Raw genomic sequence first — 25,009 nt, 5'->3', positions numbered from 1 at the left:
AGGGAATACGCATGTTCAAAACATTTTCTGAAGCACTCAGCTGGATTAACGGACGGCTCAAATTTGGCGTGAAACCGGGATTGCAACGGATGGAATGGCTTCTCAATGAGCTCGATCATCCCGAGAAAAAGCTCAAGGCCATTCATGTAGCCGGCACAAACGGAAAAGGCTCGACCGTCGCTTACATCCGCTCGGTGTTAAATGAAGCCGGATATTCGGCGGGCACATTCACTTCTCCGTACATCATCACCTTTAATGAACGGATCAGTGTGGACGGCATCCCGATCTCAGACGAAGAATGGACAGCGCTGTTTAATGAAGTATATCCCCTCGTTCTTGAGCTTGAAAAAACCGATTTGGGGGCGGCGACCGAATTTGAAATCATTACTGCCTGTGCATTTTTATATTTTGCAAAGTACAGGAAGACCGATTTTGTCATTTTTGAAGCCGGTCTAGGGGGCCGCCTGGATTCGACGAATGTCGTTGAGCCGTTAGTGACAGTCATTACCTCAATCGGTCATGACCATACGGCGATTTTAGGAGAAACGCTTGAAGAAATCGCCCGAGAAAAAGCGGGCATCATTAAACACGGTGTTCCTGTTTTGACGGCCGTTCACCAGCCTGAAGCGGCCGAGGTCATAAAGCGGAGAGCAATGGTAAAGGAAGCTCTTTATCTATCCCTTCATGAGCATTGTGAACGATATGATGAACGTTCATTGCCGGATGGCGAACTGTTTTCGCTGATCACACCTCAAAAGCGCTACGAACAAGTGGAAACAGGCCTGATCGGCACCCATCAGCGGCAAAACGCAGCCTTGGCGATTCTTGCAGCTGAATGGCTGACAGCTGTACAACAGGCGAACATCAGCCGGCAGGCGCTCTATAGCGGAATCAAAAAAGCCGCATGGGCCGGCCGGTTTGAAAAAGTGCTGGACAAGCCGCTTACATTTATAGACGGGGCACATAACAAAGAAGGGGTAAGCCGGCTGAGTGAAACGGTTCTTGGCCGCTTTGGAGAGCGGAACATACACGTTTGCTTCAGCGCCTTAAAGGACAAGCCTTATCAAGACATGATCCGCATCATAGAGGCGTTTGCTTCATCCATTCATTTTGCGTCCTTCGACTTCCCGAGAGCGGAATCTGCTCAAAAGCTGTTTGAACAAAGCCGTGCCGGGCATAAAACATATGATGAATCAATCGGCTCTGTTTTGGATTTTATACATGAAAAAACGGCCGATGAAAAAGCGGTCGTTGTCATCACAGGTTCGCTTTATTTTATTTCCGAGGTCAGGTCTTTATTAAATGAACATAAAATGCGTTTTTAGCCTATGGCTGAGGACGCATTTTATTGTTTTAGGAAAAGCGATACCTCACCTTGTCTGCTAAAATAACAGCTCCCGGTCTTTTTGCCGGGTAAATAACTTGTGAGGCTGATGCTGATGTTTTTGGCTTATCTTTTTTTATCAGGCTTAGTGCTCGGCTCTTTTTTTAATGCAACCGGCCGCCGCATCCCCGGCAAAATATCGCTGATCTTCCCCCGCTCCTCATGTCCTGTCTGCCGCCGCAAACTGACCTCCCTTGAGCTTATTCCGGTTTTGTCATACCTGTTTCTGCGCGGAAAATGCAAGGGCTGTAAAAGCCCTGTTTCCATCCTTTATCCCGCTGTTGAACTGTTGACTGCATTGCTGTTTGTCTTGGCGGGGCTCCGTTTTAAAAGCCCGGGAGAGCTGCTGCTCATGCTCGCCCTTTTTTCCTTGCTTTTGATCGTGTTGGTTTCAGATATCGCGTATATGGTGATTCCAGATGCCATCCTTTGTTTTTTTCTGCCTTTTTTCGTCATTGGCAGAATGCTGGTTCCGCTTGAGCCCTGGTATTCCGGCTTGACAGGAGCGGCCGCCGGTCTCCTGTTGCCGTTTATTGTCAAGCTGTTCGCGAAGGATGGGATCGGCGGGGGAGATGTGAAATTGTTCGCCGTTATTGGCTTTGTCCTTGGCGCAAGGCTGATTTTTCCCGTTTTTTTTATCTCCGCAGCGGCAGGAACATTGCTGGGCTTCGCCGGAATGATCGCCGGAAAGGTCAAAGGAAGCGAGCCGATACCTTTTGCACCTGCCATTTTAATCGGAACAGTGATTGTCTGCTTCTATGGAGAACCGTTGATTGATTCATATATTGAACTGTTGCACATATGAGAAAATTGACGAAACCTTTTTGAACGAGACGACAAAAGTCTTGTTCTTTTTTTTTCGGGCTGTGGTAAAGTGTGGACAATAAGAGGGACAGCCTTCAGGAGACCTCCTCCTTCCTTTTGGCTTCCCTCTCTGACACGTCCTAGAAAATGGCGGGGGTTCCGCCTTAAAGATCATGATAAACATAGAAAGAAAGCGAGGGAAGGATATGAAAAAACGGAAAAGCAAAAAACATTCGACCGGACAACCGCATAAAGCAGATCCCCTTAAAGTGATGATCAACGGCAAAGAAGAGACAATCTACGGAAATGAAAAAGAATGTTCAAAAAATCTTGAGCAAAAAAAACTAACCTTTTCGAATTGGGAGGAAAAGCGCAAGGCGGAACAGGAAATATCGGCTTCAAAAGAAGACGGGAAGACCGGACAAGACGAATTTACATGGGTTCCTCCCGATGAAGAAGAAAACGTGTTGAAAGACGATCCGAAAGTGGTTACACCTTATAAAAAGAAAAACGAAAACAAAAAAAGCCATCCCAAAACAAAAAAGTCACTTGCATATCCCGTCAAGCGCTTCGCAGTCACGATTATATTTGCCGTTTTGCTCGGGACAGGCCTCGGGGTGTTCGCCTTGAATCTTGCGGCCAACAAAGAAGATGTGCCGGCATCAGGCAGCCTTGGGTCAGATGCGGAAGACAGCCAGACGGTTAAAGCGGGCGATGACAGTCAGCAGAACGGGGGAGAAAAAGCTGCGGGAGAAGAGTTTAACAGCTTTGCTGTCCAGGCGGGCAAGTTTTCTTCTAAAGAAGGGGCGGAAACGCTGACTTCCCAATTAACAGACAAAGGCTATGCCGCCGTTTCCCTGTCGAAAGAAGACGGGTTTTACGTCATCGCCGGCATAACCGGGGAAAAGCAGATGACAACTGAACTGGGCCAAATATTAATCGATCATGACTTTGAAGCATGGGGCGGCAAGGAGCTTCCGGTTTCATTGGCTTCAGGGCTAGCCCCGGTTTTTGAAGAAGCGGCTGAGCTGTCCGCCAAAGCGATTCTCGGTGCTGAGGTTACATCCAAAAATGTCGCTGACCTAAAAGCGAAAATAGACGGTATACAACCCAAAGAAGACGCGGAAAAGACAAAAGAGGCCATCCTTCAAGCCGCAGACCTGCTGGAGAATCCGACGACAGCGAACGGCTGGAAAAGCCAGCAGCTGCTCTTGGGCCAAATCAAGTAAACAATGTGAAAAACCAGCCTGTGCGGCTGGTTTTTTTATTTTTGCCGCTTTTTGTCATCAAAAAGTTATTTTTCTGAAATTGTGGCTCTCGCGTTCTTTTGGTAGGATAAAACAGGCAGGTATCTTTTTTTCTGATGCAAAAACCCATGAAAGGATGGCTTCTATGACACGACAGCTGATTTTAGCTTCACAATCACCCCGCAGAAAGGAACTCCTCGATCTTCTTCAAATTCCGTACGACATTGTTGTAAGCAATGCAGAAGAAAAATTAAGTCGAAACTTTTCGCCTGCAGAAAACGTCAAATGGTTGGCGGAACAAAAAGTGCGTACAGTATCCGAACAGCATCCCGATGCTGTTGTGCTTGGCGCAGACACGATTGTGTGTTTTGACGGTGTTTGTTTGGGCAAGCCCAAGGACTCAGACGACGCGGAAAGGATGCTTAACATGCTTTCCGGACAAACCCATTCAGTGCTGACAGGTGTCTGCATCAAGTCAAACAGCAGATGTGAAACATTTTTTGAAGAAACAGAGGTTGTTTTTTGGCCCCTTGAAGAAAAGGAGATCAGCGCTTATATCGCAACAAGGGAACCGTTTGACAAAGCGGGTTCTTACGGGATTCAGGGAAAAGGCGCGCTCTTTGTCAAGGAGATCAAGGGTGACTATTATTCAGTTGTGGGCCTGCCGATTTCAAAAACGATGCGAATGCTGAAAACATTCGGGTTTCACTCCTTTTGATGAACCGAACGAGAAGGGGAGTCACAGGGAGGGTTTATCATAAACGAACTGTCATTGAAACTAAGGGATTTTCCGGAGGATGAAAGGCCGCGGGAACGGCTCCTTTCAATAGGGGCCGAAAGCTTGGCAAACAACGAACTGCTGGCGATCCTGCTCAGGACGGGGACAAAAAAAGAATCGGTCCTGCAGCTTTCAAACCGGCTGCTTCAGACGTTTGACGGTCTGCGTTTATTAAAAGAAGCGTCCGTTGAAGAGCTTTCCAGCATTTCCGGGATCGGTCGTGCAAAAGCCGTTCACATTTTGGCGGCGCTTGAGCTTGGCCGGCGCATACACAAATTGGTTTATGAAGAGCGGCATGTGATCCGCTTTCCGGAAGACGCCGCCAATTTTTTAATGGAAGACATGCGCTTCCTTCAGCAGGAACACTTCGTCTGCCTCTACCTGAACACAAAAAACCAAGTCATTCATAGACGCACCGTTTTTATCGGGAGTCTGAATTCTTCGATTGTCCACCCAAGGGAAGTGTTTAAAGAGGCGTTGAAGCGCTCCGCCGCTTCTTTCATCTGCGTCCACAACCATCCGTCCGGAGATCCGGCTCCAAGCCGCGAAGACATAGATGTAACAAAGCGTCTGAATGAGTGCGGCCGGCTGCTTGGAATCGAATTGCTCGACCACATTGTCATCGGCGATCAAAAATTTGTGAGCTTAAAAGAAAAAGGATATTTGTAACACTTTTTTTTTCATTAAATTAAGCTATAATAGAATTTATGGGTTTTTGCTTGGGAATTTTGTTTTAAGAAAGGAAGATACATACAAATGTTTGGAATTGGTGCGAGAGACCTTGGAATAGATTTAGGAACAGCGAATACGCTTGTTTTTGTTAAAGGAAAAGGAATTGTCGTCAGAGAACCTTCTGTCGTTGCGCTTCAAACAGACACAAAGCAAATTGTTGCAGTCGGAAACGACGCGAAAAACATGATCGGACGGACTCCTGGCAATGTTGTGGCACTCCGCCCGATGAAGGACGGCGTCATCGCTGATTATGAAACGACAGCTACGATGATGAAACATTATATTGGAAAAGCTGTGAAAAACAAAGGATTGTTTGCAAGAAAGCCGTATGTCATGGTCTGTGTGCCTTCAGGCATAACAGCCGTCGAGCAGCGTGCGGTCATTGACGCCACGCGCCAGGCCGGAGCGAGGGATGCATACCCGATTGAGGAGCCGTTTGCCGCGGCGATCGGTGCGAACCTTCCAGTTTGGGAGCCGACGGGAAGCATGGTCGTCGACATCGGCGGAGGAACGACAGAAGTTGCGATCATCTCCCTCGGCGGAATTGTCACATCCCAGTCTATCCGCGTTGCCGGAGATGAAATGGACGATGCAATCATAACTTATATCAGAAAAACATATAACTTGATGATCGGTGACCGTACAGCGGAAGCCATCAAGCTTGAAATCGGTTCTGCTGAAGCATCTGAAAACGGAGAAAGCATGGAAATCCGCGGCCGCGACCTTTTGACGGGACTGCCGAAAACGATTGAAATCACCGAAAAAGAAATCACGACGGCATTGCGCGACACCGTGGCTGCAATCGTCGACGCTGTGAAAAACACGCTCGAAAAAACACCTCCTGAGCTTGCGGCTGATATCATGGACCGCGGAATTGTTCTGACAGGCGGCGGCGCCCTTCTTCGCCATTTGGACAAAGTCATCAGCGAAGAAACGAAAATGCCGGTTTTAATTGCGGAAGACCCTCTTGACTGTGTAGCGATCGGAACAGGAAAGGCACTTGAACAAATCCATCTATTTAAAGGCAAAAACTAAGGACACAGGAAACAGAAGAGGTGTATAATCATGCCGCAGTTTTTTACAAATAAACGGTTGATGCTTTTACTCCTTTGTATCATCATTTTAGTGGCAATGATTGGATTTTCGTTAAAAAAAGACCGGAATGCAACTTGGCCCGAAAAATTCATTGGCGATACAACTGGTGTATTCCAAAACATTTTTCATACACCCGCCCAATTTGTCGCGGACTTCTTTGAAAATGTAGAGGACCTGAAAAACACGTATAAAGAGAATGAACGCCTGCGGAAGAAGCTGGACGGCCAAACACAGTATGAAGCAAAGCTTCAGGAGCTGGAAAATGAAAATAAGTCTTTAAGAGAAGAACTTGGCCATCTGAAGTCTATCAAAGACTACACGCCGATTTTGGCTACGGTTATTGCCAGAAACCCCGACAAGTATGAGTGGTGGAACCTGATCAAAATCAACAAAGGTTCAAAACACGGTGTTGAAAAGGATATGGCGGTAACAGATGAAACCGGAAACCTGATCGGGAAAATCAAAAGCACGAAAGTGAACAACTTCACTTCCACTGTTCAGCTGTTAAGTGCTACTGACAGAAACAACAGAATTTCCACCGTCATCTCCGCAAAGAAAGGCAAGAAGACAGTAAACGGAATCATCAACGGATATGATTCCGACAAAAAGGCGCTTTCGATGGAAATTATTGAACCTGATGCGGAAAGGGAAGTGAAAAAAGGAGATCTGGTGGAAACCTCCGGTGCAGGCGGCGTTTTTCCGAAAGGTTTGACGATCGGAAAGGTGACAGAGGTTGAACCCGATTCCTACGGCTTAACGAAAATCGCTTATGTTGAGCCTGCTGCTGATTTGTATAATCTTGACAATGTGATTGTCGTTGACCGGACGCTTGATACGGTTGATGTCGACAAGATGGATGATGAGGAGGAAGGTTCGTGAAACGTTTCCTTCTTCCCGTTATCATGATGTTTGTTTTGGTATCTGACAGCATGTATGCGGATTTTATCAGGCTGCCTTTCGTGACGGAAGATCAGCAGCTGATTCCGCGTTTTCTGCTGCTTGTTTTAGTGTTTATGACGGCTTATGTTAATCAGCCTTTTGCCATTACATATGGATTTATTTTCGGACTGTTATATGATATTAACTATACAGACCTTTTAGGTATGTATATGTTCGGTTTTGCCGGTATTTGCTATTTATCGTCAAAAGCATTCAAAGTGTTGCAGACGAACGCGTTTGTCGTCATCTTTATTTCGGTGCTCGCCGTCTCAGTGCTTGAGTTTTACCAATATGGTGTGCAGATGCTGATTCGTCCGGAAATCATGCCGTTTTATCAATTTGTGCTAGGACGGCTTCTGCCTACGCTTGGGCTGAACGCTGTTGTCGCGATGCTGCTCGTTTATCCGTTTAAAGTGTTTTTTACCAGTCTTAAGAAAGAGCTTAGGGAAGAGTAAAAAAAGGATTTTATGAGCCGATGTCGAAATGAGTATGATGTTGAGGTGAACACCGTGAAGACCCAAAAGCAGCAATACGTAACAATTAAAGGAACGAAAAATGGACTGACGCTTCATCTTGATGACACATGCTCTTTTGAAGAATTACTATACGGTCTTCAGGATATGCTGTCACTCGAACATTATATGGATGGAAAAGGCCAGAAAATCAGTGTTCTCATTAAGCTCGGCTACCGCTATGTCACAAAGGAACAAGAAGAACTGCTAACCGAAGTGATCACTGAGAAACAAAACCTGTTTATCCACTCCATTGAAAGTGAAGTGATGACCAAGAAAGAAGCAAACCGTTTGAAAGCGGAAAGCGAGATCATTTCCGTCGCTAAAATTGTCCGTTCAGGGCAGGTGCTGGAAACGGAAGGCGATTTGCTTCTCATTGGGGATGTGAACCCGGGAGGAATGGTGAAGGCCGGAGGGAATATTTTTATTCTCGGCTCATTAAGAGGGATTGCCCATGCCGGCTTTAATGGAAATACACGAGCTGTTATTGCGGCTTCGGACATGAGACCGACGCAATTGCGTATCAATCATGTGCTCAATCGCTCCCCAGACCACATCCAAGAAGGGAACGACATGGAATGTGCTTATTTAGATGAAAACGAGAATATGGTCATTGACCGCCTTCAACAATTAGCTCATTTAAGACCTAGTTTAACAAGGCTTGAGGGAGGAATGTAAAATTGGGTGAAGCTATCGTAATAACCTCGGGGAAGGGCGGAGTAGGAAAAACGACGACATCCGCCAATCTGGGCACCGCCTTGGCCATTTTAGGGAAGCGGGTCTGTCTTGTTGATACAGATATCGGCCTGCGCAATCTGGATGTCGTCATGGGCCTTGAAAATAGAATCATATACGATCTGGTGGATGTTGTTGAAGAAAGATGCAAGATCCATCAGGCGCTTGTCAAGGATAAACGTTTTGACGATCTGCTTTACCTGCTGCCGGCGGCGCAGACTAGCGATAAATCGGCTGTTTTGCCTGAACAGATGATCCAACTGATCACACAGCTGAAACAGGACTTTGATTACATCATCATCGATTGTCCGGCGGGGATTGAGCAAGGATATAAAAATGCAGTATCAGGCGCGGACAAGGCGGTTGTCGTGACTACGCCGGAAATATCCGCGGTTCGTGATGCCGATCGGATCATCGGTCTTCTTGAAAAAGAAGAAAATATTGAACCGCCGCGGCTGATTGTCAATCGCATCCGCAACCATTTAATGAAAAACGGCGATACATTGGATGTCGACGAAGTGATCCAGCACTTGTCGATCGAACTGATCGGCATTGTCGCGGATGACGACCAAGTCATTAAAGCGTCTAACAATGGAGAGCCCGTTGTCATGGACCCGAATAATAAAGCTTCCATCGCATACCGGAACATCGCCCGCCGCGTGTTGGGCGAATCCGTGCCTTTACAGTCATTTGAAGAAGAGAGTAAAGGCGTATTTGCTAAAATTAAATCGTTTTTCGGTGTGCGCGCCTAGCAAAAAAGCAATCTCATCAGTCTGAGATTGCTTTTTTTCATAGATTATCTTTTTTGTCGCTGTTTTCGACCTTATATTTCAGCATTGAAAGTTTGTTGTCCCAGTAGCGGTCGAAATAAGCGAGCCATTCCTGCAATTCGCTAAGCGGCTCGGGCTGCAGCTTGTACAGCTTTTCCCGGCCGACTTTGCGTCCGCTGACAAGCCGAGCCTCGGCTAAAATCCGCAGATGCTTGCTGACGGCGGTCCTGGTGATCGGAAAATGACTGCTGATATCAGTAATCGGCAATTCCTGATCGGCAAGAAGCTTCATCAGCTTTCTGCGGGTAGGGTCGGAAACGGCTTGAAATACATCGTGTTTTTGTGCAGGTGTCGACACTAGTTTTCAACTGCCTGACGAAGCTTTTGATTGACGATGTTTTCCCAGCCGCCGTTCATTCTGTTGCGGACATCCGTTTGCTTGTCTCCCGCTTTCACAACCGTTTCTTCCGGATCTCCCCATCCTGAGTGTATCAAGGTAAATTCCGTATTGCCATCCGGTGTCTCTTTCAGTTCAAATGACACGACCCAGCCTGAGGTATCCCAGGTGAAAGAAAGGCGGTGCGGCGCTTCAAGTTCAATCACTTTGCACGGGGAAGGCCCGAACGGCGACTGCAGGGTAAATTCATGGCCGACTTCCGGCCGGAAATCGTTTGGCATAAACCAGTCTGCAATCCCTTCACTTGTGGCTACAGCTTCCCACACCTTTTGTATCGGCGCTTGAAATACGGCTTTTTTATGTATATCAGGCACTTTGCCTTGATTGTTTTCCTTCATGATCCGACCTCCATTCATAAAATAAAACCAAAAGGTTTCATTTTGTATGATATAACACCTTATGGTTTTATGTCAATGTTGTCGTCATAACTGCCGTGGACAAGGCATATGAATGGTACAAACCAACCTGAATGTAAAGGATGAGGGTGATGAGCCACAGAGCAGATGAGATTCGTAAAAGAATCGCGAGAAAACGCAAGAAAAAAACACCGGGAAAACCGCTGGGGCGACCGGAACATAAAAAAGATGAGACCAGGCAGCCGCCTCTCTGGCCAGCCTTTGCCGACGATGAAACCAACGGAGAATCCTCTGCCCCACAAGGAAATTCGCTTTTGATAAACGGTAAACATCCGCTCGTCAAAGCCGATGCGCTAATCATCAAATGCCTTCTGGCGGCATGCCTCGTTCTTGTATCCGCTATCGCCTACAAAGGACATTTCGAACCTTTAAAACAGATCAAACCGGCAATCGGACAGGTGTTCACCGAAGAGTTTCAGTTTGCGGCTTTAAAAGATTGGTATGAGGCGAAATTCGGACATCCGCTCGCCCTGTTTCAGCCAAAAAGCAGCAAAAAGGCCGGACAAGTAGAGGTCAACAAAGATTTGGCTACGCCTGCTATGGGAAAGGTTCAGGAGAAATTTTCCGGACAGGGGATTAAGGTGGAAACAGAAGAAGAAGCCATCAGGAGCATGAAAGAGGGTTATGTTATTGAAGTGGACAAAAACCCTGATACCGGCCTGACCGTTGTCATGCAGCACGCGGATAACAGCTATACGTATTACGGGCAGCTGAAAAAAGCGGATGTCGCCTTATATGACTTTGTTGACAAAGGAGCGAAGCTCGGAACGATTGAACAGAATAAAGATGATAAAGGCGTCTATTACTTTGCGATAAAAAAGGGAGACGAATTTGTCGATCCGATCCAGGTGATTACATTTGAGTAAATGGACAGAGCTCGTCACAAAGCTTCATATTCATCCGCTCTTGTGGCTTGTGACGGCGCTCGGCTTGATGACCGGGCATATTAAAGCACTGCTATGTTTAATGATCATTATTTTCATCCACGAGCTTGGCCATGCCGCAGCCGCCGTTTATTTTTCATGGAGAATGAAAGGCATTTTTTTGCTGCCCTTTGGAGGAACTTTAGAAGTTGACGAACACGGCAACAGACCGTTAAAAGAAGAGCTCGCCGTCATTGCGGCGGGCCCGCTGCAGCATATTTGGCTTCAATTTGCAGCTTGGCTTTTGGCGAATGCTTCGTGGATCAGCCCTCACATGTTTGAGATATTTACATTTTACAACATGACGATCCTCCTGATTAATCTCTTTCCCATCTGGCCGCTTGACGGGGGAAAACTGCTGTTTTTGTTGTTTTCCAAATACGCTCCATATCAAAAAGCACAGCGGCTGAACTTGTTGGCGTCTTGTTTTTGCTGTGCGACTTTATTCGCTGTCATTTTACTCATCTCCCCGTTTCAGCTGAGCGCCTGGGTGCTGCTTTTATTTTTGGCTGTGTCTTTATATAAGGAATACCGAAACCGGCATTATGCACATATCCGTTTTTTGCTTGAACGCTACTATGGGAAAGAGCGGGAAGTGCGCCGGCTGTCGCCGATCACCGCCCGCGCCGATGAAAATGTCTATGAGGTCATGCTCAGGTTCAAAAGGGGCTGCAAACACCCCATCATCATTGAGAAAGACGGCGACCAGCTGAGCCAGCTGGATGAAAACGAAGTTCTGCACGCTTATTTCGCCGATAAACGGACGACATGTTCGATGGAAGAGCTCTTGCTTGTCTACTGACGATCTCGCATCGATCCTAAAAGACATTGACATTGGGACTATTCTTTGATATAGTTTTTAATGTTATGGATGTAGCACCCGTGCTACAACCGCTCAGCACAGGTGTTAAGCGCTTTTCAAAGCCCCCTGTGATTGGCGAGTCTTAGTTTATTAGGAGGTGCAGAGATGTACGCAATTATTCAAACAGGCGGAAAACAAATCAAAGTTGAAGAAGGTCAAACTGTATACGTTGAAAAGCTTGCTGCTGAAGCCGGCGAAACAGTTACTTTTGACAACGTATTGTTTGTCGGCGGTGAAAACGTGAAAGTTGGTAACCCGACGGTTGAAGGTGCTACGGTGACAGGCAAAGTTGAAAAACAAGGCCGCGCTAAAAAGATTACCGTATTTAAGTACAAGCCGAAGAAAAACCAACATAAAAAACAAGGTCATCGTCAGCCTTACACTAAAGTTGTCATTGAAAAAATCAACGCTTAAGGCGTGTCAGATATGATTCAAGCAACGATTACAAGATCCCGATCGAACAAAAGCATTCAGTCTTTTGAAATGTCGGGTCATGCGAATTTTGCTGAACATGGACAGGATCTCGTTTGTGCGGGAGCATCGGCTGTCGCCTTTGGAGCGGTGAATGCGGTCATGAAGCTGACAGGCATTGAACCGGTTGTCGACCTCGGGGGAGACGGAGGATTTTTATCCTTCAAATTCCCGGATGACGCGGATCAGGAGGCTTTGAAAAAAGCCCAGCTGCTTCTTGAAGGCATGGTCGTTTCCCTTGAAACGATCGAACGGGATTACAAAGGTTACTTAAAAGTAACGACGAAAAACAAATAGGAGGTGAGCTACCATGCTAAGACTAGATCTTCAGTTTTTCGCTTCTAAAAAAGGAGTAGGTTCTACAAAGAACGGACGTGACTCTGAGGCGAAGCGCCTTGGTGCTAAACGTGCCGACGGTCAATTCGTAACAGGCGGTTCAATCCTTTACCGTCAACGCGGAACGAAAATTTACCCAGGTGAAAACGTGGGCCGCGGCGGAGATGACACTCTATTTGCGAAAGTCGACGGAACGGTTAAATTCGAACGTTTCGGCCGTGACCGCAAAAAAGTGAGCGTATATCCTGTAGCCTAACTTTAAACGAAACTCCGGTCGTTCTGACCGGAGTTTTTTACATAGTGTGAAAATTTCCCTTTTGAATCGTGAAAACACCCGCCCGGCGGACGCCAAAGCGCCGGGGATTCCGCGCCGATTCTGCTTCGTTAAGTATATAAACGTGTTTCATTTATACTGTCTTCTCTGTTATAATTCAAAGTACAAACTGAATCAGACTCCTAAAAGAGAGAACTAACGATTGGGAGTGCCAAAATGGAAGAAATGTCGAAAAAACATGAAAATAATACGGATGATAAGGCTTTGACACATGAGCTGATTCACTTGCTCAGCCATTCAAGACACGACTGGATGAATAAACTGCAATTGATTAAAGGAAATCTAACATTAAAGAAATATGACCGCGTCTTTGAAATCATCGAGGAAGTGGTCATAGAAGCTCAGCATGAATCAAAGCTTTCAAATCTTAAAATACCGCGCTTTGCTTATGAGCTGCTCACATTTAACTGGAAGGCTCATTCGCTGACGCTTGAATATGAGGTGATCGGTGAAGTCAGGGATTTGTCTGCCTATGAAGAAAAGCTGGTCGTTCTCGTCAGAAAGCTGTTCCGGATTTTTGACGATTCCGCTATGAAGGGCGGCGACAATCATCTGTCGGTCACATTGCAGACGGACGGGCCGCTCGTCATCTATCTCGATTTTCACGGTATGTTGACGCGGCTGGCCGATTTCAAAGGGTTTCACGATTCACATGTCGATGATTATATCATCAAACGGTTTGATATATCGGACCGGGATTGCATAGCAGAAATTCATATTCGGTAAAGCGCGGTTTTTTAGGAATAGAACGGAGGACGTTATGTTTGTTGATCAGGTAAAAGTATATGTTAAAGGCGGGGACGGAGGCAACGGAATGGTTGCTTTCCGCCGCGAAAAATATGTCCCTAAAGGGGGGCCTGCGGGCGGAGACGGCGGTAAAGGCGGAGACGTCGTGTTTAAAGTCGACGAAGGTCTCAGCACGCTGATGGATTTCAGGTATCAAAGACATTTTAAAGCGGACCGCGGAGAGCACGGCATGTCAAAAAATCAGCATGGCAGAAATGCCGATGATATGGTGGTGAAAGTACCGCCGGGCACCGTTGTCATCGATGATGACACAAAGCAGGTTCTCGCCGATTTAACCGAGCATGGACAGGAAGCGGTCATCGCAAAAGGCGGGCGCGGCGGACGAGGCAACACCCGTTTTGCGACACCGGCAAATCCGGCGCCGCAGCTGTCTGAAAACGGCGAACCAGGCACAGAGCGCTATATTGTACTGGAGTTGAAAGTTTTAGCCGATGTCGGGCTTGTCGGTTTCCCTAGCGTGGGAAAATCGACCCTCTTGTCCGTCGTTTCTTCAGCGAAGCCAAAGATCGCCGACTATCACTTTACAACGCTTGCCCCGAACCTCGGCATGGTAGAAACAGAGGACGGACGGAGCTTTGTGATGGCCGATCTTCCGGGACTGATCGAAGGGGCGCATGAAGGAGTGGGACTCGGCCACCAATTCTTGAGGCACGTTGAGAGAACGCGCGTCATCGTCCATGTCATTGACATGTCGGGTCTTGAAGGCCGCGATCCTTACGAGGACTACATGACCATCAATAAGGAGCTTGAGCAGTATAATTTAAGGCTGACCGAACGTCCGCAGATTATCGTCGCCAACAAAATGGACATGCCGGAAGCGGAAGACAACCTGAAGGCTTTTCAAGAAAAACTGACTGACGACCATCCTGTTTTTCCGATCAGTGCAGTCACAAGACAAGGCTTAAGAGATCTGCTGTTTGAGATTGCCAACCGTTTGGAAACAACGCCGGAGTTCCCGCTTTATGACGAAGAGGAACTGGCCGAAAACAAGGTCGTGTATAAGCTTGAAGAGGAAGAAGCACCGTTTGAGATCACCCGTGATCCTGACGGCACCTTTGTTTTGAGCGGCGCCAAGCTGGAGCGCTTGTTCAAAATGACGGATTTCTCAAGAGACGAGTCTGTTAAGCGCTTTGCCAGACAGCTTCGCGGTATGGGAGTTGATGACGCGTTACGGGCGCGCGGCGCCAAGGATGGGGATACGATCCGCCTGCTTGAGTTTGAATTTGAATTTATCGACTGATCGACTCGGAGAGTTTGCCCGGCAGGCTCTCCGAATTTTAGATGAAAGGAAGCGTTTTTCCTTTCAAATCGATCGATTGATTATGGAAACCGGTTTTTAAAGGAGAGAAGGACCAGTGAAAGAGGAGACCTTTTATCTTGTCAGGGAAGACGTGCTGCCGGAGGCAATGAGGAAAACACTTGAAGTGAAAAAGCTGATTGAAAGGAAGAAGGCCGAATCTGTTGCTGAAGCGGTTCAAAAGGTTGATCTGAGCAGAAGCGCTTTTTACAAGTACAGAGATGCCGTCTTTCCCTTTTATACAATGGTTAAAGAACAGATCATCACGCTTTTTTTTCATTTGGAAGACCGTTCGGGGACACTGTCCCATCTGCTTCAGGTTGTCGCCGAATCAGGCTGCAATGTGCTGTCGATTCACCAGACCATTCCCCTTCAGGGAAGAGCCAATGTCACATTGTCCATCAGCACGAGGGGAATGGATGAAAATGTTGATTTGCTGATGAACAAATTAAGAAAGCTGGAATTCGTGGAAAAGGTCGAAATACTCGGTTCGGGCGCTTAAAGGGAGAGAATGTTATCTATCATGAGTATGAAAGTTGGTTATTTAGGTCCAGAAGCAACATTTACACACCTTGCTGTTTGCTCCTGTTTTGCGGGAGCTAAACAGCAGGCATTCCGCACAATACCAGCCTGTATGGATGCAGCCATGAACGGTGACATCGATCTGGCTGTTGTCCCGCTGGAAAACGCGATCGAAGGTTCGGTGAATCTGACAATCGATTACTTAATCCATGAACAGCCTCTTTACATTGTCGGGGAAATCACCGCGCCGATCCGCCAGCATCTGCTTGTGCATCCTTCAAGAAAAGAGACGTGGGAGGATATTCAAAAGGTTTATTCCCATTCTCATGCGATTGCACAATGCCATAAATTTTTGCACAGCCGGTTTGATGCTATTCCGTTTGAATATGCAACATCTACAGGAGCGGCGGCAAAATATGTGAATGAACATCCGGAGGAAAACATCGGGGTGATCGCCAATGAAATGGCTGCTGAAACCTATCAATTGGAAATCGTGAAACGGGATATCCATGATTATGAATATAACCATACAAGGTTTGTGATGCTCAATCCCGATCCGCACGCTTCCATTCAAGTCAATCCAGAGCTTAAGCCAAGGCCGAAAACAACGCTTATGGTGACCCTGCCTTCAGACAGATCAGGGGCGCTCCATCAAGTACTATCAGCTTTTGCGTGGAGAAATTTGAATCTTTCCAAAATTGAATCCCGTCCGACGAAAACCGGACTTGGAAATTATTTCTTTATCATAGATATCGAAATGGCTTTAGACGACGTCCTGATTCCGGGCGCCATAGCTGAGCTTGAGGCTTTGGGATGCAAAGTGAAAATGCTCGGGGCTTACAATGCATATCAGTTATGAGAATAGACAAGGTCCTTTGCCTACGGGCAAAGGACCTTGTTTTGTTTCCTGTCTTATTCGGAAATGAGGATACCCGCTTTTTTGAGGGCCTCGCAAGCCTGATCGATTTTTTCCTCTTCATTCGCCTCCAATGTGTGGAGATGGATGCCGTTTGTCAGCTGTGACAAGTAAGCGGCATTTGTGGAGGATATTTTTTTGACAAAGTCTGAGACTTCTTTTCTCGTGCTCACCCTGATGGATGCCGTCAAATCGCCGTAGACCGGATGTTCAATTGTGACATCCTTGACTGAGACGCCAAAATCAACGATCAAGTTCAACTCTTCTTCTGTTTTTTCAGGGCGGTGATCACAGGCGATGATCCGCTGCACCGGCTGTTTTTCTCCGGCTGCGGAGCGCAGGTACATATACCCTTGGCTTGTTGCAATAATCGGTTCATTCTTCGCTTTTAACAACGAAATGTCTTGTACGATGACCTGTCGGGAAACAGAAGCTTTTTTGGCGAGCTCGCTTCCCGTTAACGGAGCCTCCGATGCCTTAAGCCAGGCAAGCAGCTTGTTGCGCCGCTCAGTTCCCATAAGTTTTAATCCGTCTGTCAATCCGTTGGTCTCCTTTCTCATGATTCATATCTGTCAATACATTCAACAGTTTCGCAATGTGTTCCTTGGTTGTGTCACATCCGAAGGAAATCCGGATGAATTGAAGCGCCAGCTCCCTCGGAACCTGAAGGGCGTTCATCGTGTTTGACGGCTCATGATAGCCGGCAGAACATGCGCTTCCGGTTGATATGCAGATTCCGCGCCGATTACATTCCAACATAACATATTGTCCTTCAAAGGAATGAAAAAAACAACCCAGAATATGCGGAAGCACCTCTGAGTCGGCCGATTCGGGAACGGCAAGGGAAAGCGGCAGGCTCCGTTCTTTTGCTCCCCGCAAAAAATGGCTCCGCAGCATCTGTTGCTTCTCAAAAACAGCATTCATTTTGCCGGCTGTTTCTTCAGCAGCCGTGATAAAAGCCCCGATGGCGGGAACATTGACTGTGCCGCTTCGAAAACCATTCTCATGCAATGTACCGGGATAGACCGGCTTCCAATTCACACCGGGCCGGATATAGACCGCTCCCGTTCCTTTAGGGCCGTATACTTTATGACTTGACACAGACAATGCATCGATTCCAAGCTGAGCAGCATGAACAGGGATTTTGCCAAATGTCTGAACACAGTCGCTATGCAAAAGCACACCGCGGTCATGCAAATAGGAAGAGAGCTCAGCCAGCGGCTGGATGACGCCTGTTTCGGAATTCGCGTGCTGGATGGAAACAAGACCTGTATCCGGCCGCAGATGCTGTTTTAGGATGTCGATGGTGATGATCCCGGCGGCATTTGGCTTCACCAAGCTCACCTCAAATCCAAGCATGTCAAGATGCCGTTTTAAAATATGGATCGATTGATGTTCCATTTCTGTCATCAGGAAATGCCGTTTATCGGCAGGGAGTCCGTTCAAAATCGAGTGGATCGCCAAAAAATTAGATTCGGTGCCGCCGCTTGTAAAATAAACACCTTCAGGTTCACCTGAAATCAATGCCGCCAGTCTGTTTCGGCAGTGTCGTAATATGCTGTCCGCCTTTCCTCCGGCATCGTGCAGGCTGCTTGAATTGCCGTAAAGATGAGTGCTCAGTTTTTCGAACGCTTGCAGAGCATCCTTTGACATCGGTGTTGTCGCTGCATAATCAAGATAAATCACAACTCAAGTCTCCCATTCTTTAAAAAATACTTGAGTTTATTGTATCGATATGTAAATATAGGTGTCAAGACACATGTAAATTTACAGGAGGAGTCATCATGTCTCATCAGACGATCATTGTTGTCGGGGCAGGTGCGGCTGCTCTGTCTTTTGCTGCGGCGATGCCGCCGTCATATGAAGTGATGGTGGTGACAAAAGAGTCGGTCAGTGACAGCAATTCAACACTCGCACAGGGGGGGATTGCTTCATCCACATTACCGTATGACTCAGGATCTGCACATGCGGAAGACACATTATACGCCGGCTGCGGCCACAATCACATTGAAACAGTCAATGATACCATTAGAGACGGACAGCGGCTTATCGCGGAGCTAATCAAGCAGAATTTCCCTTTTGATACAGATGAAAAGGGAAGGCTCCGTCTCGGAAAAGAAGGCGCACATTCGGTGAACCGGATTTTGCATGCCGGCGGAGATGCGACGGGGCGGATGCTGATCCGTCATTTAATCGGACAGCTCGGCGGTCATGTCACCCTGAAAGAATACGAAACCGCAGCGGACTTGTGGATTGAAGACGGCCGCTGTCGAGGCGTCTGGACAAAAGACAGCAGCGGAAAGGCCGTTCTCAGAAAAGCCGACTATGTGGTGTTGGCGACGGGAGGATGCGGGCATCTTTTTCAAGTGCATACGAATAACCGCTCAGTGACAAGCGACGGACTTTCTCTCGCATATCGGGCGGGTGCCGAGCTGGCTGATTTGGAGTTCGTTCAATTTCACCCCACACTGCTTGTGAAAAACGGGCGGGCGCACGGGCTTGTCTCTGAGGCTGTGCGCGGGGAAGGAGCCGTTTTGACAGATGAAAGCGGGCGGCAGGTGATGGACGGTGTTCATCCCTTAAAGGACTTGGCGCCGAGGGATGTTGTCTCAAGAACGATTCATGAAACATTAGCGGATGGAAGCCGCGTATTTTTGGATATCCGTCATATTCCGGATTTCCGGTGGCGTTTTCCAACGGTGACTTCGATTTGTGAGGAGGCGGGGGTTCCCATTGAAAACGGACGGATTCCGGTCTCACCGGGCATGCATTTTTTAATGGGTGGCGTCTCTGTCGATAGGTGGGGAGAAACGTCTGTGCCAAACCTTTTTGTCATCGGAGAAGCCGCTTGTACGGGTTTTCACGGGGCCAACCGGCTGGCAAGCAATTCCCTGCTGGAATGTATTGTGTTTGGTCAAAGAGCGGCAGAGCGGATCAAAAGCCGGAAGCAGGCGGTCTTTGCCTGCGGAAAAGCACCTTTACCTGAAGACATCACATTTACCGTACCTTTGTGTGATGTAAAAGACATTCAAAAATGGATGACAGATCACGTCTCCATCGTGCGTAAGGCAGATGAACTGCGGAAGGTGAAAGATCGGCTTGAGCAGCTGCCTGTTCAAACGGTAAATGTGAAAGAAATCACAAAATCTCAGCTTACCCTGACCCATCTATGGCAGACCGCTAAACTGATGACAGCTTCTGCCTTGCTGCGGACAGAAAGCAGGGGAGGGCATTTCCGCTCAGATTTTCCGGCGGCAGATGATAAAAACTGGAAAGGGAAACAAATCATTCATGTAAAAGGCGATGTCGAGATTATAGAAAATGAAGGGATTGTGAAGGATGCAGCAGTTCAAGCTTAGACAAATGCTCGGAGAATTTTTTAAAGAGGACATCGGCTGGGGAGACCTCACCTCCCAGGCTGTTTTTGACGAAAATCAGCAATGTGAAGCCTTGATAACAGCGAAAGAAAGCGGCTTGTTTGCAGGGGAAATGGTGATAAGGGAAGGTTTTCATCTCATCAATGAATCGATAGCCATCGATCTTTTGAAAAAAGATGGAGAACTGGTCGAAAAAGGGGAGGTGATCGCCCATCTTAAAGGTTCGGCCGCTTCGCTTTTGACCGGTGAACGGGTTGTGCTCAACCTCATCCAACGAATGTCGGGCATTGCCACATTAACAAATCAATCTGTCATCAAGCTGAATGACCCAGGCATTAGAATTTGTGATACGCGAAAAACGACACCCGGGCTTCGCATGCTTGAAAAATACGCTGTCCAAACAGGCGGAGGCGCCAATCACCGCTTTGGACTGGACGGCGGCATCATGATTAAAGACAACCATATCGCTGCTTGCGGCTCGATTTCTCAAGCGGTCGAAAAAGCGCGGGCAGCCTGCGGACATATGGTGAAAGTTGAAGTGGAGATCGAATCTGAAAACGAGCTTAAAGAAGCGATCGAAGCCGGAGCGGATATTATTATGTTTGACAACTGTCCGCCGGAAACGGTAAAAGCATTTGCGGAAATGACGCCTGCCGGAATCATAACGGAAGCTTCCGGCGGCATCACATATGAAAATCTCCCTTCTTACAGGGGAACAGGGGTGCATTATATATCGCTGGGCTATTTGACACACTCGGCGAAAAGTCTGGATTTCAGCATGAATGTTGATCTGAAAAAATAAACGGGATTGGAGAGGGAACGATGTCTATTTTAAACTTGATTAACGATCAGAATGCGGGCATGATGCCGGATCATTATAAAGAGTTGCCGGAAGAAGAAATGGTGCAGAGAATTTTGCGGATCAAAAAGACATACGGAGAAAGGCTGTTCATTCCAGGCCACCATTATCAAAAAGACGAAGTGATTCGCTTTGCCGATGCTACAGGGGATTCGCTTCAGCTTGCTCAAGTTGCACAGCAAAACACAAAAGCGGAATATATCGCGTTTTGCGGCGTACATTTTATGGCGGAAACAGCCGATATGCTCACATTAGATGAACAAGTTGTCGTTTTGCCTGATATGAGAGCCGGCTGTTCGATGGCGGATATGGCGAATATGCAGCAGACAAACAGGGCTTGGGAGCAGCTGACACAATTGTTCGGCGATACGATCATTCCGCTGACATATGTCAATTCTACGGCTGAGATTAAAGCCTTTACGGGAAGAAACGGCGGGGCAACGGTCACATCCTCAAACGCAACCCGCATGTTAACATGGGCACTCGCGCAAAAGGAACGGATTTTATTTCTGCCGGATCAGCATCTCGGGCGAAACACAGCATATGAACTGGGCATTCCGCTCACACAGATGGCGGTATGGGACCCGATAGCGGAAAAGCTGATGTATGAAGGTGATATACAGGACGTGAAAATCATCTTGTGGAAGGGCCACTGCTCAGTTCACGAGAAATTCACAGTAAGAAATATCCAAAATGTCAAACGACGCGATCCGGAGATCAATATCATCGTACATCCGGAATGCACTCATGAAGTCGTGACGAACAGCGATTACAGCGGTTCCACTAAAAAAATTATCGACACGATCAATGCAGCGGAGCCTGGAAGCAAGTGGGCGATCGGAACAGAAATGAATCTCGTCCAGAGAATCATCAATGAGCATCCCGACAAACAGATTGAATCACTTAATCCGGACATGTGTCCGTGTTTGACGATGAACAGAATCGATCTTCCCCATTTATTATGGTCGTTGGAACAAATTGACAAAGGTGAACCGACGGGAGTCATCAAAGTTGAAAAAGACATCGCAGAAGATGCCGTCACCGCTTTGAACCGAATGCTCAGCATCAGCTAACTTTTTCAAAAAGAACAAGTTTTTATCATAACCCCTCCTGTCTCTGCATAAATTTGTGAGGAAACATATTTGTTATTCTCATGCGTTCGTTCACGTTTTTGCATAGGAGGGGAAAACGTTGAAAATTCATATTGTCCAAAAGGGCGACACTCTTGAAAAAATAGCAGAACGATATGAAGTGGACTTTCAAGAACTGAAAAAACTGAACTCGCAGCTCAGCAATCCAGATCTGATCATGCCCGGCATGAAAATAAAAGTGCCGTCAGGGGGAGTGCCGGTTAAAAAAGAGGAGCAGCCCAGTATACGGAAGGAATTTCCGAAAAAGCAGGAACATCCATTTGCAAAAGAAAAGCCTAAAGTCAAGCTTGATGTGGAAGATACGAAACCGAAAGAAAAGCCTTCGGTTCCTTATGTTCCGCCTGTACCCAATACCAATATAGGCGGCCAGTCAAGCATGCCTGAGGGTGATATTTCCAACTTTTATCAAAATGTCAATCAGCTTCATCAGCCGTTTGTACCTCCGAAACCGTACGGACATCACGAGGAAGGGCCCAACATGAATATGCCATGGACAAATGAGGAGGAGAGTCATATGGAAAACGTCAACTATCCAAATATCCCGCAGCCGTCACAAGTCGGCGGAGCAGAAGAAAACAAGTATCACGGGATGCCGAATGTTGCACCTGCATATCACCAACCATTTCCGTATCCGTATCATCCGGGGTGCTTAATCCCTGTTTCACCTGTACTTCCAGGCACAGGTTTGTGCTATCCATGGTATCCATATCCTGCTCAACAAATGCCTTACATGCCGCAGCAGCAGCCGGGCTATGTATCACCGGCCGAATATGACGGTGATGACAATATGGGTCATGATAACATGGGCCATGACAATGCCGGCCATCACGGATACCATCACCAGCCGATGAACGCACCGGCCTACATGCCATCGTATCAGCCATTCCCAGGGTATGCACCGCCTAATCTAGGTCATGCCGGAGATCCGAACATGGCGCATACAGGAAAGGATGACTGCGGCTGCGGACCCGGCCAATATCCGGGAGGATTCCCAGGAGGTGTCCCATATGGCCAAATGCCGCCAATGCAGCAGATGGGAAGTCCGTACGGCATGGGAGGATACCAGCAGCCGGCGGGAGGTCAAATGTTTAACAGGCCGGAAGATGACGAGGACTGATCAAACATGCGGGACGATGATATATCGTTCCTTTTTTCATGCATTTTCTAAAAATGCCCGAATGTCAAGCTGTCTATAACTGTCAAGGGTAGGCTCTCCTTTTTGCGTACATCCTAAAAGCGAGCGTAATGCTCAAAAACTGCGGTTTTCACGGGGGGTTCTACCATTGGATAAGAAGCTGAAAATGTTTTCGGGTATTTTGCTTTTGACAGCCGGTCTTTCAGCCTGCGGAACGAACAATGCCATGGATAATCGATACGATAATAATGCCCGTCCAATCGGATATTATTCCAATGACGCAGATCGTAATGACGGTTTTGATAATGACGGGCCTGTAACGGATATGCTTGAAAACATGAACGGGAGAAACGGCACAACAAATGTGACAAATCGAAACGGCAACCCCGTTCCGACGGGAGACGGAACGTACAGCCGGGGAGACATGAACTATCACAACCATTTAGTGGGGACACTAAACACGGGATATGATAAACCGCAAAACCGTAAAATCTCGAGAAACATCACGAAGCGTATTAATCAAATGAATAATATCGACGAAAGCCAGGCGGTCGTAACCGATGAAACAGTCATCATCGCGGTGCGGGCTGATAAAAACCTGTCAGATACCGACAGAAATCAAATGAGACAAATCGCTAAAAGGTATGCCGGAGACCGAACGGTTCAAATTGCTGCAGACAACGGCACATTCACAAGGCTGCGTGAAATGAACGACGATCCACAGAACGTAAGAGACCGCGGAAACACAACGAATGATCATGTGAACCGCTTGCGGAATCAATGACATTTCTATAATGGCCGGGTTTTTCCCGGCCATTTTGCCATTTTCTTTACAAATGCAGCTAAAACCGTATAAAGTGGTACATAGAGACGAGAATTTTTTTGGAGGTAGAAAGATATGGCTGGCCATTCTAAATGGAAAAATATTCAGAGACGGAAAAATGCCCAGGATGCAAAACGGGGCAAAATTTTCATGAAACTCGCCAAAGAAATTTATGTAGCCGCAAAAGAGGGAGGTTCTGACCCTGAAGCAAACGCGAGCCTGCGTCTCGTCATCGATAAAGCTAAAGGTGCAAACATGCCGAACGACAACATCGAACGCGCCATCAAAAAAGCCTCAGGCAGCCAAGACGGAAACAGCTATGAAGAAATTTCGTATGAAGGCTACGGGCCAGGCGGTGTTGCCGTCATGGTCAAATGTCTGACCGATAATAAAAACCGGACGGCGACCAGCGTCCGGACCGCCTTCAGCAAAAACGGGGGAAGCCTGGGAGAAACGGGCTGTGTCTCTTATATGTTTGACCGCAAAGGATACATCGCCATCGAGCGCGAAGATCTTGAAACAGATGAAGAAGAATTCATGCTTGAAGTGATTGATATAGGCGCGGAGGAGCTCGAAACGAGCAATGAGCTGTTTGAAATTTATACCGAGCCGGAGCAGTTTGAAGAAGTGAAAAAGGGATTGGAAAGCAAAGGCTACAAACCCGCTACAGCGGAAATTACGATGATCCCGCAAACCTATGCCGAAGTGGATGAAACGGTTCAAGAAAAAATCGAAAAACTCGTCGATGTGCTTGAAGATGACGATGATGTCCAGGAAGTGTATACAAACGTTCTTTAAAGCGTGAGTCAAATGAAATGACAAAATCCCAAAACTAAAAGCCGTTTTGGGATTTTGAAGGACGCCCCCCGGCGTCCTTTTTCTATGTCGTCAACCATTTAGCAGACGGGTCAAACAGCTGCGGAAACAAGTTGTTTCTTAAAACATATATTGTGAAAGAGTAAATAGAGAGGAGGAATGTGATATGTCTGAACAGCAGCAAAATCAGCAGCCGTTCTCAGCTTTGAACACAAACCAGCAAGACCAGGAAGTCGCTCAAGTCATTGAAAAAATCAACAGCCTTGTCAGCGGTTTTGGCCAATCCGTTAATGAATTGGTCCAAAAGAACAGCGGTATCGATGTAACCAATTTTTCATCAAACGAAAACACAGAGTTCAACCAAGCGATGCAAAATATCATCAACGAATACATTCAAAATGTCAACAGCCTGAATGCTGAAATCAGTGAAAAGATCGGCAATTCGGTTAACGGTATCATCACCAGCCAAAATAAAGACGCGTAGAAATTGACAATGAAATCCACTTTGCCG

30 protein-coding genes and 1 other annotated feature are annotated in these 25,009 nt (G+C 47.1%); of the genes, 26 read left to right on the top strand and 4 right to left on the bottom strand.

Going from position 1 to position 25,009, the window contains the following annotated elements; genetic code table 11:
• Positions 1–11: 11 nt before the first annotated feature.
• The 10 genes from P3X63_RS15350 (at position 12) to minD (ending at position 8,978) form a co-directional block, all read left to right on the top strand.
• Positions 12–1,325 carry a bifunctional folylpolyglutamate synthase/dihydrofolate synthase gene (locus P3X63_RS15350; RefSeq protein ID WP_026588127.1) on the top strand — a complete coding sequence of 438 codons (1,314 nt, stop codon included), beginning with the start codon at positions 12–14 and terminating at the stop codon, positions 1,323–1,325.
• 114 nt (positions 1,326–1,439) lie between these two features.
• A complete protein-coding gene (locus tag P3X63_RS15345) occupies positions 1,440–2,189 on the top strand; it encodes a prepilin peptidase (protein ID WP_277691346.1) in 750 nt (249 codons plus the stop codon).
• Positions 2,190–2,394: 205 nt separating this feature from the next.
• Positions 2,395–3,417: an SPOR domain-containing protein gene (locus P3X63_RS15340; protein WP_277691344.1), complete on the top strand. Its 1,023-nt coding sequence runs from the start codon at positions 2,395–2,397 to the stop codon at positions 3,415–3,417.
• Between the two features lie 163 nt (positions 3,418–3,580).
• On the top strand, positions 3,581–4,153 hold the full coding sequence (locus P3X63_RS15335) for a Maf family protein (RefSeq protein WP_077736313.1): 573 nt from the start codon (positions 3,581–3,583) through the stop codon (positions 4,151–4,153).
• Between the two features lie 54 nt (positions 4,154–4,207).
• Complete coding sequence (gene radC / locus P3X63_RS15330) at positions 4,208–4,882, top strand: RadC family protein (protein WP_026588123.1); 675 nt, start codon at positions 4,208–4,210, stop codon at positions 4,880–4,882.
• 87 nt (positions 4,883–4,969) lie between these two features.
• Entirely contained in the window at positions 4,970–5,980 is a 1,011-nt protein-coding gene (locus P3X63_RS15325) for a rod shape-determining protein (protein WP_026588122.1), read from the top strand.
• A 30-nt stretch (positions 5,981–6,010) separates the two neighbouring features.
• The gene (mreC, locus tag P3X63_RS15320) at positions 6,011–6,919 is read left to right on the top strand and encodes a rod shape-determining protein MreC (protein ID WP_026588121.1); all 909 of its coding nucleotides are present in this window, start codon (positions 6,011–6,013) and stop codon (positions 6,917–6,919) included.
• Positions 6,916–7,434, top strand: coding sequence for a rod shape-determining protein MreD (gene mreD / locus P3X63_RS15315; protein ID WP_277691338.1), 519 nt, complete (start codon positions 6,916–6,918; stop codon positions 7,432–7,434). Before mreC ends, mreD begins: the two co-directional genes overlap by 4 nt.
• 54 nt (positions 7,435–7,488) lie before the next feature.
• Positions 7,489–8,169, top strand: a complete 681-nt coding sequence (minC, locus tag P3X63_RS15310; protein WP_026588119.1) for a septum site-determining protein MinC — start codon at positions 7,489–7,491, stop codon at positions 8,167–8,169.
• Positions 8,170–8,171: 2 nt separating this feature from the next.
• Positions 8,172–8,978, top strand: a complete 807-nt coding sequence (minD, locus tag P3X63_RS15305) for a septum site-determining protein MinD (RefSeq protein ID WP_277691335.1) — start codon at positions 8,172–8,174, stop codon at positions 8,976–8,978.
• A gap of 37 nt (positions 8,979–9,015) precedes the next feature.
• Here minD and P3X63_RS15300 read toward each other — a convergent pair whose 3' ends face one another.
• Both P3X63_RS15300 and P3X63_RS15295 read right to left on the bottom strand, forming a co-directional pair.
• Positions 9,016–9,354: an ArsR/SmtB family transcription factor gene (locus P3X63_RS15300; RefSeq protein ID WP_077736314.1), complete on the bottom strand. Its 339-nt coding sequence runs from the start codon at positions 9,352–9,354 to the stop codon at positions 9,016–9,018.
• Positions 9,354–9,791 carry an SRPBCC family protein gene (locus tag P3X63_RS15295; protein ID WP_026588116.1) on the bottom strand — a complete coding sequence of 146 codons (438 nt, stop codon included), beginning with the start codon at positions 9,789–9,791 and terminating at the stop codon, positions 9,354–9,356. The genes P3X63_RS15300 and P3X63_RS15295 overlap by 1 nt, the downstream gene beginning before the upstream one ends.
• 149 nt (positions 9,792–9,940) lie before the next feature.
• Here P3X63_RS15295 and P3X63_RS15290 point away from each other — a divergent pair, with 149 nt between their 5' ends.
• The 9 genes from P3X63_RS15290 to pheA all read left to right on the top strand — a co-directional run bounded on the left by P3X63_RS15290 (position 9,941) and on the right by pheA (position 16,280).
• Positions 9,941–10,735, top strand: a complete 795-nt coding sequence (locus P3X63_RS15290) for a M23 family metallopeptidase (protein WP_026588115.1) — start codon at positions 9,941–9,943, stop codon at positions 10,733–10,735.
• Positions 10,728–11,594, top strand: coding sequence for a M50 family metallopeptidase (locus P3X63_RS15285; protein ID WP_026588114.1), 867 nt, complete (start codon positions 10,728–10,730; stop codon positions 11,592–11,594). The genes P3X63_RS15290 and P3X63_RS15285 overlap by 8 nt, the downstream gene beginning before the upstream one ends.
• Before the next feature lie 77 nt (positions 11,595–11,671).
• Positions 11,672–11,747: a sequence feature (ribosomal protein L21 leader region), on the top strand.
• Positions 11,748–11,759: 12 nt separating this feature from the next.
• Positions 11,760–12,068, top strand: a complete 309-nt coding sequence (rplU, locus tag P3X63_RS15280; RefSeq protein WP_006637846.1) for a 50S ribosomal protein L21 — start codon at positions 11,760–11,762, stop codon at positions 12,066–12,068.
• A gap of 12 nt (positions 12,069–12,080) precedes the next feature.
• Positions 12,081–12,422 carry a ribosomal-processing cysteine protease Prp gene (locus P3X63_RS15275; RefSeq protein ID WP_026588113.1) on the top strand — a complete coding sequence of 114 codons (342 nt, stop codon included), beginning with the start codon at positions 12,081–12,083 and terminating at the stop codon, positions 12,420–12,422.
• Between the two features lie 13 nt (positions 12,423–12,435).
• Positions 12,436–12,717: a 50S ribosomal protein L27 gene (rpmA, locus tag P3X63_RS15270; protein WP_026588112.1), complete on the top strand. Its 282-nt coding sequence runs from the start codon at positions 12,436–12,438 to the stop codon at positions 12,715–12,717.
• Between the two features lie 234 nt (positions 12,718–12,951).
• Positions 12,952–13,521, top strand: coding sequence for a sporulation initiation phosphotransferase B (locus tag P3X63_RS15265; RefSeq protein ID WP_277691327.1), 570 nt, complete (start codon positions 12,952–12,954; stop codon positions 13,519–13,521).
• A 34-nt stretch (positions 13,522–13,555) separates the two neighbouring features.
• The gene (gene obgE / locus P3X63_RS15260) at positions 13,556–14,842 is read left to right on the top strand and encodes a GTPase ObgE (protein ID WP_026588110.1); all 1,287 of its coding nucleotides are present in this window, start codon (positions 13,556–13,558) and stop codon (positions 14,840–14,842) included.
• 115 nt (positions 14,843–14,957) lie between these two features.
• Complete coding sequence (locus P3X63_RS15255) at positions 14,958–15,401, top strand: ACT domain-containing protein (RefSeq protein ID WP_026588109.1); 444 nt, start codon at positions 14,958–14,960, stop codon at positions 15,399–15,401.
• 27 nt (positions 15,402–15,428) lie between these two features.
• A complete protein-coding gene (gene pheA / locus P3X63_RS15250; RefSeq protein WP_026588108.1) occupies positions 15,429–16,280 on the top strand; it encodes a prephenate dehydratase in 852 nt (283 codons plus the stop codon).
• A gap of 53 nt (positions 16,281–16,333) precedes the next feature.
• On the opposite strand, the gene P3X63_RS15245 is transcribed toward pheA, so the two are convergent.
• A complete protein-coding gene (locus P3X63_RS15245) occupies positions 16,334–16,876 on the bottom strand; it encodes a transcription repressor NadR (RefSeq protein ID WP_026588107.1) in 543 nt (180 codons plus the stop codon).
• Complete coding sequence (locus tag P3X63_RS15240) at positions 16,845–18,023, bottom strand: IscS subfamily cysteine desulfurase (protein ID WP_026588106.1); 1,179 nt, start codon at positions 18,021–18,023, stop codon at positions 16,845–16,847. Before P3X63_RS15240 ends, P3X63_RS15245 begins: the two co-directional genes overlap by 32 nt.
• Positions 18,024–18,121: 98 nt before the next feature.
• Here P3X63_RS15240 and nadB point away from each other — a divergent pair, with 98 nt between their 5' ends.
• The 7 genes from nadB (at position 18,122) to P3X63_RS15205 (ending at position 24,982) form a co-directional block, all read left to right on the top strand.
• Complete coding sequence (nadB, locus tag P3X63_RS15235; RefSeq protein ID WP_277691321.1) at positions 18,122–19,696, top strand: L-aspartate oxidase; 1,575 nt, start codon at positions 18,122–18,124, stop codon at positions 19,694–19,696.
• Complete coding sequence (nadC, locus tag P3X63_RS15230) at positions 19,677–20,516, top strand: carboxylating nicotinate-nucleotide diphosphorylase (protein ID WP_277691319.1); 840 nt, start codon at positions 19,677–19,679, stop codon at positions 20,514–20,516. The genes nadB and nadC overlap by 20 nt, the downstream gene beginning before the upstream one ends.
• 20 nt (positions 20,517–20,536) lie before the next feature.
• Entirely contained in the window at positions 20,537–21,646 is a 1,110-nt protein-coding gene (gene nadA / locus P3X63_RS15225; protein WP_077736319.1) for a quinolinate synthase NadA, read from the top strand.
• Positions 21,647–21,764: 118 nt separating this feature from the next.
• A complete protein-coding gene (gene safA / locus P3X63_RS15220; RefSeq protein WP_026588102.1) occupies positions 21,765–22,841 on the top strand; it encodes a SafA/ExsA family spore coat assembly protein in 1,077 nt (358 codons plus the stop codon).
• A 166-nt stretch (positions 22,842–23,007) separates the two neighbouring features.
• Complete coding sequence (locus P3X63_RS15215; RefSeq protein WP_026588101.1) at positions 23,008–23,643, top strand: YhcN/YlaJ family sporulation lipoprotein; 636 nt, start codon at positions 23,008–23,010, stop codon at positions 23,641–23,643.
• A 114-nt stretch (positions 23,644–23,757) separates the two neighbouring features.
• Positions 23,758–24,480: a YebC/PmpR family DNA-binding transcriptional regulator gene (locus P3X63_RS15210; protein WP_026588100.1), complete on the top strand. Its 723-nt coding sequence runs from the start codon at positions 23,758–23,760 to the stop codon at positions 24,478–24,480.
• A gap of 184 nt (positions 24,481–24,664) precedes the next feature.
• Positions 24,665–24,982, top strand: a complete 318-nt coding sequence (locus P3X63_RS15205) for a hypothetical protein (RefSeq protein ID WP_026588099.1) — start codon at positions 24,665–24,667, stop codon at positions 24,980–24,982.
• The last annotated feature ends 27 nt before the right edge of the window (positions 24,983–25,009 follow it).

Source organism: Bacillus sp. HSf4, assembly GCF_029537375.1.
Taxonomy (GTDB): domain Bacteria; phylum Bacillota; class Bacilli; order Bacillales; family Bacillaceae; genus Bacillus; species Bacillus sonorensis_A.
This window is presented reverse-complemented; position numbering and strand designations above follow the sequence as displayed.

Excerpts from the sequence above, each read along its gene's own strand:
- pheA (WP_026588108.1), top strand. The coding sequence starts at position 15,429 with ATGAAAGTTGGTTATTTAGGTCCAGAAGCAACATTTACACACCTTGCT.
- rplU (WP_006637846.1), top strand. The coding sequence starts at position 11,760 with ATGTACGCAATTATTCAAACAGGCGGAAAACAAATCAAAGTTGAAGAA.
- P3X63_RS15265 (WP_277691327.1), top strand. The coding sequence starts at position 12,952 with ATGGAAGAAATGTCGAAAAAACATGAAAATAATACGGATGATAAGGCT.
- P3X63_RS15275 (WP_026588113.1), top strand. The coding sequence starts at position 12,081 with ATGATTCAAGCAACGATTACAAGATCCCGATCGAACAAAAGCATTCAG.
- P3X63_RS15295 (WP_026588116.1), bottom strand. The coding sequence starts at position 9,791 with ATGAAGGAAAACAATCAAGGCAAAGTGCCTGATATACATAAAAAAGCC.
- P3X63_RS15345 (WP_277691346.1), top strand. The coding sequence starts at position 1,440 with ATGTTTTTGGCTTATCTTTTTTTATCAGGCTTAGTGCTCGGCTCTTTT.
- rpmA (WP_026588112.1), top strand. The coding sequence starts at position 12,436 with ATGCTAAGACTAGATCTTCAGTTTTTCGCTTCTAAAAAAGGAGTAGGT.
- P3X63_RS15335 (WP_077736313.1), top strand. The coding sequence starts at position 3,581 with ATGACACGACAGCTGATTTTAGCTTCACAATCACCCCGCAGAAAGGAA.
- P3X63_RS15340 (WP_277691344.1), top strand. The coding sequence starts at position 2,395 with ATGAAAAAACGGAAAAGCAAAAAACATTCGACCGGACAACCGCATAAA.
- P3X63_RS15350 (WP_026588127.1), top strand. The coding sequence starts at position 12 with ATGTTCAAAACATTTTCTGAAGCACTCAGCTGGATTAACGGACGGCTC.
- P3X63_RS15205 (WP_026588099.1), top strand. The coding sequence starts at position 24,665 with ATGTCTGAACAGCAGCAAAATCAGCAGCCGTTCTCAGCTTTGAACACA.
- nadB (WP_277691321.1), top strand. The coding sequence starts at position 18,122 with ATGTCTCATCAGACGATCATTGTTGTCGGGGCAGGTGCGGCTGCTCTG.
- obgE (WP_026588110.1), top strand. The coding sequence starts at position 13,556 with ATGTTTGTTGATCAGGTAAAAGTATATGTTAAAGGCGGGGACGGAGGC.
- P3X63_RS15290 (WP_026588115.1), top strand. The coding sequence starts at position 9,941 with ATGAGCCACAGAGCAGATGAGATTCGTAAAAGAATCGCGAGAAAACGC.
- P3X63_RS15325 (WP_026588122.1), top strand. The coding sequence starts at position 4,970 with ATGTTTGGAATTGGTGCGAGAGACCTTGGAATAGATTTAGGAACAGCG.
- nadC (WP_277691319.1), top strand. The coding sequence starts at position 19,677 with ATGCAGCAGTTCAAGCTTAGACAAATGCTCGGAGAATTTTTTAAAGAG.
- P3X63_RS15210 (WP_026588100.1), top strand. The coding sequence starts at position 23,758 with ATGGCTGGCCATTCTAAATGGAAAAATATTCAGAGACGGAAAAATGCC.
- mreC (WP_026588121.1), top strand. The coding sequence starts at position 6,011 with ATGCCGCAGTTTTTTACAAATAAACGGTTGATGCTTTTACTCCTTTGT.
- nadA (WP_077736319.1), top strand. The coding sequence starts at position 20,537 with ATGTCTATTTTAAACTTGATTAACGATCAGAATGCGGGCATGATGCCG.